At 54.3% G+C, this 14,134-nt stretch carries 14 protein-coding genes; all 14 read right to left on the bottom strand.

The annotated features are described in order from the left end of the window. Positions 1 to 40: 40 nt before the first annotated feature. Positions 41 to 685, bottom strand: a complete 645-nt coding sequence (locus VEI50_10800; GenBank protein ID HXX75607.1) for a molybdenum cofactor guanylyltransferase — start codon at positions 683 to 685, stop codon at positions 41 to 43. 117 nt (positions 686 to 802) lie between these two features. Beyond that, positions 803 to 2,587, bottom strand: a complete 1,785-nt coding sequence (locus VEI50_10795; protein ID HXX75606.1) for a c-type cytochrome — start codon at positions 2,585 to 2,587, stop codon at positions 803 to 805. 56 nt (positions 2,588 to 2,643) lie between these two features. Next, positions 2,644 to 3,681, bottom strand: a complete 1,038-nt coding sequence (locus tag VEI50_10790) for a cytochrome c (GenBank protein ID HXX75605.1) — start codon at positions 3,679 to 3,681, stop codon at positions 2,644 to 2,646. 40 nt (positions 3,682 to 3,721) lie between these two features. Then, positions 3,722 to 5,041, bottom strand: a complete 1,320-nt coding sequence (locus VEI50_10785) for a c-type cytochrome (GenBank protein HXX75604.1) — start codon at positions 5,039 to 5,041, stop codon at positions 3,722 to 3,724. A 75-nt stretch (positions 5,042 to 5,116) separates the two neighbouring features. Continuing rightward, complete coding sequence (locus VEI50_10780; GenBank protein HXX75603.1) at positions 5,117 to 7,027, bottom strand: cytochrome ubiquinol oxidase subunit I; 1,911 nt, start codon at positions 7,025 to 7,027, stop codon at positions 5,117 to 5,119. 73 nt (positions 7,028 to 7,100) lie between these two features. Beyond that, positions 7,101 to 7,223, bottom strand: coding sequence for a hypothetical protein (locus tag VEI50_10775; protein HXX75602.1), 123 nt, complete (start codon positions 7,221 to 7,223; stop codon positions 7,101 to 7,103). 62 nt (positions 7,224 to 7,285) lie between these two features. Further along, positions 7,286 to 7,408, bottom strand: a complete 123-nt coding sequence (locus tag VEI50_10770; protein ID HXX75601.1) for a hypothetical protein — start codon at positions 7,406 to 7,408, stop codon at positions 7,286 to 7,288. A gap of 198 nt (positions 7,409 to 7,606) precedes the next feature. Next, positions 7,607 to 8,539 (bottom strand): formylglycine-generating enzyme family protein, encoded by a 933-nt coding sequence (locus tag VEI50_10765; protein ID HXX75600.1) that lies wholly within the window; start codon positions 8,537 to 8,539, stop codon positions 7,607 to 7,609. 6 nt (positions 8,540 to 8,545) lie between these two features. Continuing rightward, entirely contained in the window at positions 8,546 to 9,463 is a 918-nt protein-coding gene (locus VEI50_10760) for an SUMF1/EgtB/PvdO family nonheme iron enzyme (GenBank protein HXX75599.1), read from the bottom strand. Positions 9,464 to 9,469: 6 nt separating this feature from the next. Continuing rightward, complete coding sequence (locus tag VEI50_10755) at positions 9,470 to 9,868, bottom strand: hypothetical protein (GenBank protein HXX75598.1); 399 nt, start codon at positions 9,866 to 9,868, stop codon at positions 9,470 to 9,472. 19 nt (positions 9,869 to 9,887) lie between these two features. After that, complete coding sequence (locus VEI50_10750; GenBank protein ID HXX75597.1) at positions 9,888 to 10,562, bottom strand: DUF3047 domain-containing protein; 675 nt, start codon at positions 10,560 to 10,562, stop codon at positions 9,888 to 9,890. Between the two features lie 14 nt (positions 10,563 to 10,576). Continuing rightward, entirely contained in the window at positions 10,577 to 12,433 is a 1,857-nt protein-coding gene (locus tag VEI50_10745) for a cytochrome ubiquinol oxidase subunit I (protein HXX75596.1), read from the bottom strand. 11 nt (positions 12,434 to 12,444) lie between these two features. Next, positions 12,445 to 13,524 (bottom strand): hypothetical protein, encoded by a 1,080-nt coding sequence (locus VEI50_10740; protein ID HXX75595.1) that lies wholly within the window; start codon positions 13,522 to 13,524, stop codon positions 12,445 to 12,447. A gap of 56 nt (positions 13,525 to 13,580) precedes the next feature. After that, positions 13,581 to 14,090, bottom strand: coding sequence for a PCP reductase family protein (locus VEI50_10735; protein ID HXX75594.1), 510 nt, complete (start codon positions 14,088 to 14,090; stop codon positions 13,581 to 13,583). Positions 14,091 to 14,134: the final 44 nt, after the last annotated feature.

Below are 14,134 nucleotides of genomic sequence, written 5' to 3'. Positions count from 1 at the left end.
GACACGATCATGCCGCAGACAAGCGGGCTGGCGTTGAACACTACGACCGGAAACGAGGTTGACCGGGCTGCTGGGTGAACGAACGGGCTGCTTCGAGGTCTGCAGGGGTGTTGACGTTGTGAAACGATCTGGCAGTCGGGTCGATCGCGACAAGATCGGCGGCGGTCACCAAACGCACCCGTAATGCAGGCTGGCTGGCGAGATCCTGAATCTTCAGATTGCGTGCGGCGATCATCTGTTCCAGCGAAGGGAGGCACGGTTTGCCATAGACCGCGTGCATCGGATGCAACCCGTTTGACAATTTGGCCATGACGATATCGGCTTGCGTCTTCAGGTTCACGAAATGGCGGATCACGACCGGATTCAAGAACGGCATGTCACAGCCCACGACAAAGACATGGTCGGTGGACGCCTGTTTCAATCCTGTATAGAGACCGCCCAGGCTTCCACAGTCAGGAATGAGGTCCCGGATAACCGGGCTGGCTACTTGTTCGAGAGGAGCACTGTCTTGCGCAATCACAATCACCACGTGCTGAAATACTGTTTGAAGGATCTCAAGACTGCGCTCAAGCAACGTCCGCTCTCCAACCAGCAGGTACCGCTTATCCTCCCCCATCCTTCGGCTTTTTCCTCCGGCTAAGAGGACGCCGGTGACCTCTGAGATCATGCCTTTCCTACCAGCCACACAACCTCCGTCTGTTCAAGGAAAACTCCTTCATTCAGCCTACGGGACAAAACAAAGAGGGGGTGGGTTGACCCCACCCCCTCCTGATTGCAGCAATCAAAAACTTCTCGTCAACTACTAGAGAGTCTTGCCTTTTCTTTTGTTCACACGACGAGTCAGAATCCATCCTTCCAACAAGACTACTCCTCCCGCGATGACGACGGGATAGATATAGGTCTCTTTCGGAATCGGTGGCTCGAGGAAGGTGTAGTAGAAGGCTGACACAGCCATCTTTCGACCTGCATCCCCGTTGTGACCATCCCATGCAAAGAACACTGTGGGGATGTACTGCCCTGTTTCAAAGAACGTGTCCTCGTCATAGTCCTGGTCCTTCTTGTTACCAAGCGGCCTTTGGATCATGACGTACCACCGACCGTTCTTCCATTCTGCCTTGAGCACCTTGAGATTTTCCTCATAGGTGTCACGTTCTTCAAAATCCTTGTCCCAGCCGGTTCCTTTGAAGGCCCGGATCGACCCATCAGCTTCCCATTTCACGATATCGACGGGATACTGCTCATTCGAGCCGAACAGGAACCGTGGCTTAATGGGAGCCGGAAGCTCTTTCCACTTCACCGGATGCTCAACCGCAATGGCGTCGTTGTACACCTTGTACCTGTTCTGGTTCGCGGCAATGGAACCTTCCTCTCCAGTCTTAGGATCCTGCTCCTTGATGTCCAAGTTAACTTGGATCGGAGCCCAAGGCAGCTTACCTTCTGCAACACTCTTGGTCCGGTCATCCCATTCAAATAGGTAGACGAGGGATTTGTCGTTATAGAGAGCCTTGACCCAGATATCGTCGATACGATTCACGAAGTTTCTGGGCTTGTGGGTGATCTGACCACCCATGGCCACATAGCGGCGTGGGGCATTCTTCCACATGTCATTTTCGGGATCGTTTGAAATCTCTCCGCCTTCAGGCACAAGAGCTGCTGGGACCACGAAGTTGATCTTCGGCTTGTCTGTCAGAGGATCGATCGGAAGTGGCTTTCCCTCCTTATCTCTTTCACAGAGGAAGTTCACCCAGTTCGCGATATCCCATCGTTCATCAATACTGGTATTGTCTGCAAACGACGGCATGGGGGTGCCGTTCACGCCGGTTGAAAAGGTCCGGAAGATGTTCGTCACGTTGTACGGATCTTGCCGGCTCCCGCGGAAGTTCCAACATTTGTGCCAGTTGGCCGGTTGGATTGCGAAGCCCCAATCGTCTTTTAAGTTGAACGCGTTCCCATCACCACGGCCTTCCGTGCCATGACATTCGATGCATTTTTTTTCAACGATCAGTTCGGACCCTCTCTTCAGGCTCTCTTCCGAGGCTTGTTTCGGTTTGAGGTCGGCTAGCTGGAGAATAGTCTGCGTTTCGCTTTGCTTGTCTGTAAACTTTCGATCCTTCACCAATTGCGTGGTCACGAAAGAGAGCACTTGCAACCGCTGCTCTTCCGTCAAAATACCTTCCCACGACGGCATGGCAGACCCAGGCAGACCGTGGGTGACGGTCTCAAAGAGATCGTTCTGACCAGGGACCGGCTTCGCCGCGTCAAACAACGGCAATTCGCCGCTGGCCGTATGCCGAATCTTGAACGTCCCCTGATTAAAATTCCGGGGACGCGGCCACAGCCGGTCAGCCCCCGGACCGTCGCCAGCTCCATCGACTCCATGGCACCAGACACACTTCGTAAAGTAAACCCGCTTCCCGGCTTCAATCATTTCTGCCTTTGGTTCAGGCGCGAGATCGCCTTTCTTGAAGCCTTCAGGAACGGCTTCCTGGGCATGAACCCACATCCCTGTGCTCCCGGACAGCATCACAAGTCCAAAAGCTGAGGCAAGCACGAGACCTGCCTTCTTACTAACCCACCGATTCTTCATGGTTGTCCTCATAATATATCTCGTAGGTCAATATGAACTGTTGCATTGGCAGACGATTAATCCCAGGTCCGCGGATAGTAGCCTGTGTGCCAATACTCGAAGAGAATGACTTTCCAGATCTCGTCCACCGTCAGATGCTGTTCCCAGGGTGGCATAACCGAGGCCCAGGGGAATCCTTCGTTGGGCAATCCGATTCCACCCTTCGAGACGCGCCAGAAGATGAAGGTCTCCTGTAACTGTGCAATGGTCCCTGGGTCGGTGAAGTTTGCCGGGATCGGGTTGAAGGCAAAGGCGTGCAATCCACGACCGTTCAAGTTGTCACCATGGCAGAAGTGACAATTCTGGAAGAAAATCTCTCCTCCTTCACGCACATACTTCAAATAGCCTTGGCTGCTCTGATCCCAAGGATTGGCATTGGGCTTCATCAACCGTCCCATGCCCTGTTCGACGATATTCGCGTTGGTATATTCCTGATCGTACTTCCCTTCGGGATTGACGCGATAGGGATTTTGCGAGGTTTGCAACACATAGGTCTTGCCATGCACCTTTGTGCTGGCAGGAGGAGCCGGGTGCACGGTCCGTAGTTCAATGGGCTCCTCAGACTTCGGCTTCATTGCGTTGAAGGAGAATCCGCCGATCAGAATGGGAAGCAAGAACAGATAGGCGTAGCGGAGCATCTTGTTCCCGCCGCTCTGTGCATCCAACACATTGAGAATAGGCTGCTTGAACTTTTTCCAATCTTCCTCGTTCGCTGAGACCCACATAAACACGGCCACGAGCGACACGGTTCCATACATCGCCCGCACGCTGAATGGGATGGGCGGATACACGCGGTACTTGAGATAAAGGAGGATAAACGCCCAAAAACCGATTCCTTGCCAAAAGCGTGGCAACGGCATGCCCATTGAGCTGAGTAGATAGCTCAGACCCGCGAATCCCGCGACGAATAGAGCTAGCTCCGTGAGCATCTGCATCGGCATCCAGCCTTCGACCAAACGCACAGTATTAGACGGGACGACGTCGAGGATCATCCCGACTAGTAAGAGTAGGCCAACTACCCCTACGAGTGCGCCAACTGACATCAATGCTTTCATGGGTTAACTCCCTCTGGTCTAAAAGAGATAGACAGCCATGTTAGGAAGCAGGAATTGGAGGAGGCGGCGCTCCTGCTTTCACCTGCGACAAGTAGTCGACGATCTTTTTCAACGCGCCCGCGCTGAGTTTCTGGCCGAATACCTTCGGCATCAGGTTGTCAGGAAACCCCTTGACGACGTACGTGCTGGGGGATACCACTGATTCCATGATGTACTCAGGAGTGCTATGTGCGACTCCCTTGTAGGCCGGGTCCTTGATTCGTTGAGGCGCATTCGTCCCTTCTTCAAGTTTGGGACCTTGCGTACCGGTTGCTCCAGGGATTCCAGGGATCGTATGGCAGACTATGCACTGAGCCTTCGAGAAAATCTGGTCAACTGTCTCTGTCCCATCAGCAAGCAGCGCACCCCCTGCACCAGCAGGCTTGTCCTCCTGCATCTTTGGCCGCTCGGCCTCAGGGATGAATTTTTCGTAGGACTTTGTGATTTCTTCGAAGGACGGTGCCTCACGTCCTTCGCGGACGTAGAGCCACGTGTCCACCGCCGCCAGTTCAGGCAACGAAAGCGATATTGGTGGCTTATGGATCTTGGGCATCGGGCTCTCTTTATCGTTGGTGCCCTTCACCCCGTATCCTGACACGACATAGCAACTGGGACAGGAGTGTGACTCGGCAATGTACTCTTGCCCGGTCGTGGCGGTACCGCATCCGAGACATGCTTCCTTATCGACATATTCACGCTTGGCCGGCTCACCCTTGTGGTACTTGGGGTCCTCCAACCGTTCCTTCGCCGCCCGCTCAGGAATTCCCAAGAGGTTAGGAGCCCGCTCACCAAGCATACCGGCATGGAAGGCATGGCAGAGCGGGCATTGCCCCTTGCCGATAGCCCCTTGCACTTTGTTTTGGCCAATTCCGCCGAAGATGATCTTCTCACCCTCGTCGGCCAACTGTTGTGGAGTCATCGAACTGAAATCGAGCTTCTCTTCCTTGGGTGGAAATCCACCTTCAACCTGCGGCAGCCAATTCCCGTAGCCAGAGAGGGCTGCGGCGACCAGAAACATGAAACCACCGATCTTCAACAGCGCGCTGAGATTAGTAAAATACAGCGCCATCATGAAGGCAGTGCATGTAATGATTGTCAGCGAAACCGGCAACAGCCGGGACTCGCCATAGAAATTGATTTTGTAGTTGGCAATTGCGAAGAACAACAAGTACGCCGCGATGATTCCTATAAAGGTCTTGAATGTCGCGCGCCTTTTCGCAACAGGGTCGCTGATTGACACCTGAAAATAGATCAATAGCCCGATGAGTGCAGCAAAAGCCACCCACCCCATCGAGAGGGCTTCCTTCATCAGATCAACCACGGTTTTAACCTCCTGAGGTTAGGAGAGAGGAACGAAACTCATCGCCCCTCTCTCCAACCAAGCTCCAAAAGATGATTAGTGAGCAGCCGGTTGCGGTGCGCCGCCAGGAACTGCTGCCTTGGCTTCGACCGGCGCTTTCTTAGCACCCAAGCTGCCGAGCCAGAAGACGAACAGGATGCTGACCCAGAAGAACAACACGTTGAATGAAATCATGTTCGCGGCAAAGCCGACTGTATGGGTATAGGCCCACGGCGAATTGTCCCGCATGATCTCATTCACGTGCCAGAAGAGGCGGACCGATGAGCGAATATAGCCCATCAACCCCATCATCCAGGTAAATGCGGTTGCCAACATGATCAAGGCATACTGAGACCGAGCGGAAATCTTGCCCCATTCGATCGGCCCCATCTGTTTCGCTCCCTTCATCATGAACCCGTTCAAGGTAGTCATGAAGAAGAGACAGGACAGCGTCGTGGCCACCTGGGGCACAGACAGACCAACTCGAACATTGGCGGGAATGTAGTACCCGTAAATGGCCAACCAGATGATGTTGACGTAGGCAAAGAAGAAGAACACTCCCATGAAGATGTTCCCGAACTTGGACCACGATACAGTCGAGACCTTATTCCCTCGCATGTACCAGATGAAGCTCAGGACGGTGGTCGTAATGATGACGTTGATGCCGCCGTTCTTGGCCGACATCACACCGTAGTTGCCAAGGACGGGGTGTTGCTGACCACCCATCGCTTTTAACTCGGCTGGGGTCATGACCATGGTGTGCGGCGTGATGAACACCAGGAACCCGCACACCAGTAGAAAGACGAGATACTTGATATAGCGTTGATACTTCTCGGCGCCGCGCATCCGGCCGAGTGCCTGCCAGAGATAATAATTCGAGCTCAAGAAGAGGATGCCGATCATGGTCGCCTGAATAATGAAGAGCCAGGCAAGGAGGCCGCCCATGAGCGTAATTCCCATCTGTTGCCGATACGCATACACTTCCCGCATCAGCCAATAACCAGCGAACGGCAACGGGATCAAGAACGCGACACCGATCGCCATTGCGATGTAGCCCATCCAATCATAGTGGGCCCGGTCTTCGTCAGTCTTGGATGCCAGGAATCTGTAGGCGGCATAGGCAGCCACGACACCACCGCCAAATGCCATGTTTCCGAGGATGCGGTGAACGTTCAACGGATTCCACAGCGCGGTGTGCACTACGTGCCAGATATTTCCGAGGAACCGGCCCTGTTCATCGACTCCAGCCGGCGACATCATGAATCCAATCCAGGAGTTTGCCAAGAACATGAGCACGGTCCCGATCACGTTCAAAATCACGGACATGCTCAGATGCATCCACTTCAGGAAGCCTTCCTTCATCTTGTCCCAGCCATAGTAGTAGATGTAGAGGGTTCCGCTCTCCGCCACGAACATCAAGGCATAGATATGCATGACGGGCCGGAAGATGCTGGAGAGATAGCCGAAGAAGGCCGGATAGAGCGTCAGGAAAGTGAAGATCAGGATACCACCGAGAATTGCGGTCAGCGAGTAGGCCGTCAAGCTGATCTTGACGAAGTCATAGGCCAATTGATCGTAGCGTTTCGCGAGCGCCTTATCCTTGGTCACCACCCCCATAAATTCGATGATCATACAGAAGATCGGAACCGCTAGAACGAAACTCCCATAGTAGAGGTGCTGCTGGTTCGCGAACCAAAGAAGAACGCGGCTCTCAAAATTATAACGAGGATAGTCCTTGGGACTATCCGTCGTTTTCGGAGCAGGAGCACCGACCACGATGCCTTCCGTTTTGTAGTAGACGTCGCGCCCTTTCTCGACCTTTGCCTCACCTTCCTTTTTCACCGCATCCGCTGCATCCGCGCCAATGGCCAGCGACGGAATCGACACAGCAATTGGGAGAAGGAGGAGGCCAACCATCGCGCCCAGCGCCATGATTGAGAATAATTTTTTACGGGTTACGAGACCCATGGGATACCTCCTTGATGCAATTCAAATGTAAATGGAGTCATGTATTCCTCGAACAACATTGTCCTGACCAGGGCTACTTGCGGAATAAGTACCAATAATCCAGCCCCTGCATATCCATTAAAAAGTGATCCACAATCGTAAAATAAATCACGCATACGACGGTCGAAATCAGAATGTAGAAAATCGTCTGCCCCATGTCACTCCCTCCTCGCTAACGAGACATTCGCATCCTTTGTTATGCAGAATCAGTGGCCCCGATCAGCAGGGGCACTGAACGCCAGCGAACCAATAGAAGAACCACAGGCCCACCGCACAGGTAATATAGAAGATCATCTTCCCAATCTTGACCTTGAGTTCACTATCTGCAGTTGCCGTTGCCATCGATTCTCCCTTCTTCTGGTGAGAACACAAAAGAGTGGTTCATGCGGGTGAGTTTCTTGACACGCAGGTACCCGTGTGCTATTGAAAATTCCTCGTTGGAGAGCAAAAAAATCGAGAAATCCATGGATAAGAATTCAAAATTGTTCGACATTATAGTTTTGGCCGGAATGGTTGTCAATATAATTTTGGCCGTGTTTCTCATTCTCTACTACTTTGATTTTCTGTAGATTCTCCGCGGTTTTTGACCCCCTTTCCTACCTCGTTTTGCCCCTCTGAAACGGCACAGCGAAAGCCGATTGTTTCATCGCGAAAATCTGGCACCATCTTGCTCCGGCTGGTTATACGGATGTCCCCCCCAGCGGTCGTGTACCCCCCTCCCCGTAACACTCGATACACCCCGTATTCAGGTCCCTGAGAGTTCTGGTCGGACACGTCTTTGTAATAACTTTCCGAGTACCAGTCCTGAACCCATTCCATCACGTTCCCCGCCCCGTCCATGACGCCATAGGGACTCCGATCGTTCCTGAACGAACCAACTGGCGCCGTCACATCGTACCCGTCTTGAACGCGTGCCCAGTTCGCTCCATTCGCTTGCTCACTGTTGCCCCATGGCCACAGCCGACCGTCAGTGCCTCGCATGGCTTTTTCCCATTCGGCTTCCGTTGGAAGGCGTTTACCTTTCCAGCGACAATAGGATTCCGCATCCTCCCACGACACATAGACGACAGGTTGATTGATACCTCGCATCTTGCCCATGTTCTTGGCATAGCGTGAGGGCGGTCCGGCCTTGCGATGACCCGTCGCATCCACAAATTGCTGATACTGAAAATTGGTGACTTCGTACCGATCAATGGCAAAGGCGCTCAGCACAAGAGTCCGCTGAGGTCGCTCGTCAAAACCGCCCGAGTCCGTTCCGCGAATGAAGGGACCTGCTGAAATTGAAACCATGTCCTTTTGAATCGGCTTGTCATCAGCAGGTCCGGCCAATCCGGGCAGAGATGACTCTGGCGTCGCCTCAGGCGATTCCTCAAAGGGGGTCAGTTTCGTGCCACTGAGAATGCCTATGATGGGCATCGCAGCGAAGGCAAGGACGACAAGAAGAAACGCGACCTTGAATTTCGTTTCAAGCATGACTGCTTATGAAGGAAAAGGGGTGCCTCCGGCATCTGCATCACCGGCACAACGGATGCCGATGGTAATATCCGTCCGCCAGTGTTTCGCCGCAAACCGTTTGGACAGTCGGGCGTTATGCTCCGTTTCCCGCCATGAGCCCCCACGGACGACTTTCAGGTCGGCGTTGTCAGGTCCCTTGGGATCACGATACGGAGAAGTCTTGTAATAATGTTCGTCATAGGAATCGGCAACCCACTCGGCGACATTCCCCGTCATGTCGTAGATCCCATAGGGACTGCGGCCCGACTCAAATGAACCGGGCGGAGCCAAGTATTTATAACCGTCTTCGCTTCCGTCGACATTCGCATTGCCGGTGACGAAGCTGTCGCCCCAGGGATATTTCCGTTTGCCCTCGCCGCGACCAGCCTTCTCCCATTCCGCCTCCGTCGGCAGCCGCTTACCGGCCCATTTGCAATAGGCCAGGGCCTCGTCCCAGGATACGCTCATCGCGGGGAATTCCGGTTTGAGAAGCTTGGATTGATCGTCCTCAAACACTTCGATTTTTGGCATCGGTCGCTTTGTCATTTTGGCAAATCGTGCGTACTCTTCCTGCGTCACCTCTTTCTTGTCGAGAAAGAACGCCTTGAGATAAACCTGATGCTCCGGAGCCTCATCCGGATCGCCGTCTTTACCGCCCATCATGAAGGGTCCCTCCGGGATCTGGATCATCTCGCGCCCTTCATCGCCTATTTTGGTTTTGTAAATCGAGTAGTCTTGCGCTGGCGCCTTGCTGGAAGCCGAACGGCTTTCAGTCTTAACGGACTGCGCCAACTCCTTCATTTTATAGGCCTTGTTCGACTCCCACAGCATCATGCCGATCATCAGTATGAAGGAGCCGAATACAAAGATGATCGACCCAATCAGAACGCCCTTCTTTTCCATAACCGCTTACGCTCCCTTGCTCACTTTGATACCGTTCGGTTGGTCGGCCAGGAGTGAAGACTTCCTTGCTGCACGCATGTCCAACAGCATCGAAATCTGCACGCCCAAAAATCCTCCCATCGCTGCGCCGGCCCCTGCTCCGACCGATATGCGATCAAAACCAGCGACGAGCCATGCGAGTGCGCCTCCCAAGACCGCGCCGACCAAAATACTAATGAGAAACCGGCGCCCGCCGAGAAAGCCAACAACCGCACCGAGGACGATCCCAAGACCAATCGCCACCGGCATCATCCCGCCGCCCATAATCAAGCCGATAAGCGTTCCCACCGTTCCCATCACGGCGACGCCGAACAGGATGTCGAACACTTTCCATACTATGCGCGAATCGACTCCGGTTTCATTCATGCCGACCTATTCCCCTGGACTATCTCCCTGCGCTCGCAACCATGGGGCCGAAATCAATTTCCACGCCCGGCCCGGCAATGATCGAAATCCCCCAGGCCTTCGCCGCCGGTTCATGTTGATGAATACGTTTGAAATCTTCGTACACGTTGACACGCTCCTCGAACCACTGCCCAAGCTCTTTAGTTCCGCTCTGTACCACGATTTCAGACCCGCTGAACATCCCTCCCTCTGTCAACGTGCCCTCTGGTTTCGTCGCACTCCAGATGTACTTCGTGAACACCGGAATAAACATGAGATCCGTATCCAAGGAAGCATAAATCGCGGCTACCGGTTCTGCTCCATCCGGAGCCTTATGCAGCCGCCACCGCCAGGTCAGGTTAGGATAGGCCTTCGGATCCCAATCGATTTTCTTTTTCTTTATGCGCTGGCCTGCGTCTCTGGCCGTGAGAAAATTCACGCCATTTTCTGTTTGCACTTTGTACGCATCCCGGCCCTTTGTTTGACTGCGTTGGCTTTCATGATCCCAATTTAAAGGAAAACCGTCGGCCTCTTTCGCCTGAAAGTCCTCCAGCACCAACGTCTGATTTTGCGCCGAAACAATCCCCCTCCATTCTGCCTCAACGGTCAGAATCAGCCCGGCAGAGCCGATGAGCCAAAGAAGCGTTCGCATCATGTTCTTCGTATTTCCCGGCATTCACACTCCTTCATTCACGCTTCTTGTGACGAAGACGGGGCCAGCGTCGTCGCCTTCTCTTCACTCGGCTCTTCTCCCATCACCGGCTGCTGTCCTCGCTGGCACATCCAGAACACGGTGAGCACGGCTCCCCAGAACACCGCCATATTCAGCGTGACCATCTTCGCCGCAAATTCCAAATTCGGCGTGAAGGCCCATGGAGAGACATCAGCCATCACTTCATTGACATGCCATGTCAGACGTCCGGACGAACGAATATAGCCCATCAGTCCCATGACCCATGAGAAAGCAGCGGCCAACCCGAACAGACCCACCATCCCGCGCATGGAAATTTTCCCCCACTGAATCGGACCGTGCACGACGGCGCCTTTGAGCATAAGACGATTAATTATCACACTCGCCACAATCACCGTCAGAGTCGTAAAGGCCTGCGGTGTGGACAAACCAACGCGGAGCTTGGCCGGCAGATAGAACCCATAAATGGAGAGCCAGATAATATTGATGGCGCCAAGCACAAAGAGCGCTCCGATCAGGATGTTCCCCTTCGTGGCCCACGACACGACCATTGTACGATTTGCCCGCCGATAATAGATAAAACTCAACGTCGTGATAAGGATCATAATATTGATAGCGCCGTTCTTGGCCGACATCACTCCATAGTTCCCGACGACGGGATGCTGCGCGCCGCCCATAGCCTTCACTTCGCTCGCCGACATCATCACTGTGTGAGGTGTGAGCCAAATAAACAACGCGAGCGTTAGGGCTCCCAGTAAGATCTGGTAATACGTTTGGTAGCGTTCCCCGCCTCGGATCCGGGCCATGCTCTGCCAGATGTAATAGTTGATGCCGAGAAATAGCGCCCCAATCAAGAGTGCCTGCACGACGAAGAGCCACGTGAGCAACCCCCCCATCATAGTCACGCCCATGCTCTGACGAAACGCGTAGACGGATCGCATGAGCCAGTAGCCGGCAATCGGCATCGGCAGGAGTGCGCAGACCGTGACAAAGATAAAGATGTAGCCCACCCAATCGAAATAGGCTCGCTCTTCATCCGTCTTGCTGGTGAAAAAGCGATAGCAGGCATAAGCCAGCACAACCGCGCCACCCGACATGATGTCAGCCAAGAAGCGGTGGACGTTCAGCGGATTCCACAGGGCTGAATGCAGGAGATGCCACCCGTTGCCGAGAAACCGGCCCTGCGCGTCGACCCCGGCCGGTGCCATCATGAAGGCTGCCCAGGCATTGGCGAGTAGAAGGAGCGCGGTACCGAACACGTTCGTCACAATGCCAATAGCCGCGTGAATCCACTTTAACGCGGGCTCGGCCATACGATTCCAACTGTAGTAGTAGATCATCAAGAGCAACGACTCACTGACAAAGACGATCGCGTAGGCCGGCATGAAGGCTTTGAACGTACCGCCCATATACTTCATGAAGCTCGGATAGAGAGAAATAAACAGAGCCAGCATCAGGCTTCCCACCACCGCCGTGATGGAAAGCGCCAGCAGTGCGACTTTCGCGAGATCGCGGGCGAGTCCGTCATAACGAAGCGACAAGGCCGACTTTTTCGTGATAAGTCTAAGAAATTCGAGCAGCACGCAAAAGATCGGAAGTGCCAACACAAATCCACCGAAGTAGGTATGTTGTTGGGTCACGAACCAGACCAGCAGCCGGTTGTCAAAGGACCCGTAACGGGTATAGGTGGTTTCTGCGGGAGATGGTGCAGGCGGTCCCTGTACCGTCCCTGGCGTGTTGAAGTAGAGATCGACTGCATCGTTTGCTGATGAAGACTGTGCCCCTAGACTTAAGCCAATCCACAGACCAAGCACGAACAGAGAAGCAGACCCACCGAAAACTGAGAAACCCCTCATGCGCGATATCATCACACGACCTTCGAGCCAGGAGCGACGGGGGCTGCCATCATGGTACTCGGGGATTTTCCGAGAATCCCCATGACAAACGGACAACGAAGCACGGCGCCGGACAGACTCTGGCCTTGTTGCTCTTCAATGGATCGACGATACCCGAGATAGTAGCAATAGATCGCCATCATGGCGGTCACGAGACTCCCGCCGACAGAGGCTTGCACCGTGGAGATCGTCGGTTGTTTGACAAGAAACAGCAACGCTCCCACCACCACCAGATAGTAAGTCGACGTAAAGGCGAGCCCCGGCCACCACCAATATTTGACTAACTCGCCGGTTTTTGTTTCCGCGAACCCGCGCATCCAAGAAGTGGTCGATCGAAACCCGCCGAAGTACGCAAAGAGCCCGACGGCCCCACCGAGGATCGTGATAGTCGTAATCTGAACAAGCACGGCAACGTAGCTGTCCGCGATCATACTCGCCGGCCAGGCTCCAAGCGAGCCCACGACCAAACCGGCAATCAACCAGGGCCCGAGTTGGGCCGAACGATCCCCTATCATTACTCGTAGCGCGGCCCCGTCAGGAAAGGTCGGAAATGGTCGGCCAATTATCGAAAGTTTTCGCACGTGCCCGATCTCAAACGTATCGCGCGCGACGGCCGTGCACGAAATAATGATCGCCATCATCGCCGGCCCGTCCGGATGTGCCAAATAGTCATAGCCGACCAGCCAGAGGAGTGCCAGCACGAGCAACGACAGTTGCACGCCATAGACAAATCCGATCCACCCGGCCAGCCACGCCAGCAATCGAGTACCGTCCTGTTGGAGGATTGTTGGCCAGGGCTCCCCTCGACCAGTTCGATAGACCATTAACGATGTCACGGTGGCAACCGCCCCGCTGACCAGCATCAGTACAACTGGCTCAGACAATGGCAGCAGATGCTTGGCCAGTCGATAGACTCCGAACGCAACCAATCCCGGCACGAACATCACGAGGCGCTTCTTCTTGCGCACAGATTCCTCTGTGACGGTCAAGCTCAAACTGGGGAGCACTCGCAGCGCCATTCGATGCAACATCAGTTTCGTGATGCGTGACATGTGACGCGTGACGCGTCAGGCCCGCACTCCCCCGTTCGCAGAACATTCGTCACTTGTCAACTCTCTCCCGTCACGGCCTTTGAGGCGGCCATGCCGAAATACTTGGCCTTTATTTCTTCCATCAGGGCTACGGTCACGCGGGTCTCGCCACGTTCTGCCGCCGTCCGCTCCAGTTCAACTTTCGCCATGGCGCGAACCGGCGCCGGCACATTATCCAGCCGTCGCTCCGCCTCAGCGTCCCAGACAATTTGCGCTCCGGTTCGCGGCCGAAACAACGTGTCGTAGGTCACCACTCGTTCACCGCGCACCCGCACATCCTGCTCGACTTCGTCACGGAACAACGGAGCCACATAGGGAGGCAGTCGGTCAAGCCGATGGAGTGCGTCGTCCGTCCACATCAGCCTATCGACAAGGCCGTGGGTCTCCCCAGCAGGCAGGTCGATACCCACTCGTAGGCCGCACCCTCGACATTCGCTCCGAATAAACCATTGAGGCATACCCTCGTCATACGCACGTTCTTCGATCCCTTCCGTGTGCATCCAGCGGCCACACCCACAGGTCAACATGACAAGCCCCCGTGATGCGTGATGCGTGACATGTAACGAGTTGC

Source organism: Nitrospiraceae bacterium, from assembly GCA_035623075.1.
Taxonomy (GTDB): domain Bacteria; phylum Nitrospirota; class Nitrospiria; order Nitrospirales; family Nitrospiraceae; genus DASPUC01.
Note: the sequence above shows the minus strand (reverse complement) of the source record. Positions and strands in the feature narration are given on the sequence as shown.

What these genes read in the sequence shown, in the direction of transcription:
- VEI50_10795 (HXX75606.1), bottom strand. Translation starts at nt 2,587, where the DNA reads ATGAAGAATCGGTGGGTTAGTAAGAAGGCAGGTCTCGTGCTTGCCTCA.
- VEI50_10740 (HXX75595.1), bottom strand. Translation starts at nt 13,524, where the DNA reads ATGTCACGCATCACGAAACTGATGTTGCATCGAATGGCGCTGCGAGTG.
- VEI50_10790 (HXX75605.1), bottom strand. Translation starts at nt 3,681, where the DNA reads ATGAAAGCATTGATGTCAGTTGGCGCACTCGTAGGGGTAGTTGGCCTA.
- VEI50_10750 (HXX75597.1), bottom strand. Translation starts at nt 10,562, where the DNA reads ATGCCGGGAAATACGAAGAACATGATGCGAACGCTTCTTTGGCTCATC.
- VEI50_10765 (HXX75600.1), bottom strand. Translation starts at nt 8,539, where the DNA reads ATGCTTGAAACGAAATTCAAGGTCGCGTTTCTTCTTGTCGTCCTTGCC.
- VEI50_10745 (HXX75596.1), bottom strand. Translation starts at nt 12,433, where the DNA reads ATGAGGGGTTTCTCAGTTTTCGGTGGGTCTGCTTCTCTGTTCGTGCTT.
- VEI50_10775 (HXX75602.1), bottom strand. Translation starts at nt 7,223, where the DNA reads ATGGGGCAGACGATTTTCTACATTCTGATTTCGACCGTCGTATGCGTG.
- VEI50_10780 (HXX75603.1), bottom strand. Translation starts at nt 7,027, where the DNA reads ATGGGTCTCGTAACCCGTAAAAAATTATTCTCAATCATGGCGCTGGGC.
- VEI50_10755 (HXX75598.1), bottom strand. Translation starts at nt 9,868, where the DNA reads ATGAATGAAACCGGAGTCGATTCGCGCATAGTATGGAAAGTGTTCGAC.
- VEI50_10770 (HXX75601.1), bottom strand. Translation starts at nt 7,408, where the DNA reads ATGGCAACGGCAACTGCAGATAGTGAACTCAAGGTCAAGATTGGGAAG.
- VEI50_10735 (HXX75594.1), bottom strand. Translation starts at nt 14,090, where the DNA reads ATGTTGACCTGTGGGTGTGGCCGCTGGATGCACACGGAAGGGATCGAA.
- VEI50_10760 (HXX75599.1), bottom strand. Translation starts at nt 9,463, where the DNA reads ATGGAAAAGAAGGGCGTTCTGATTGGGTCGATCATCTTTGTATTCGGC.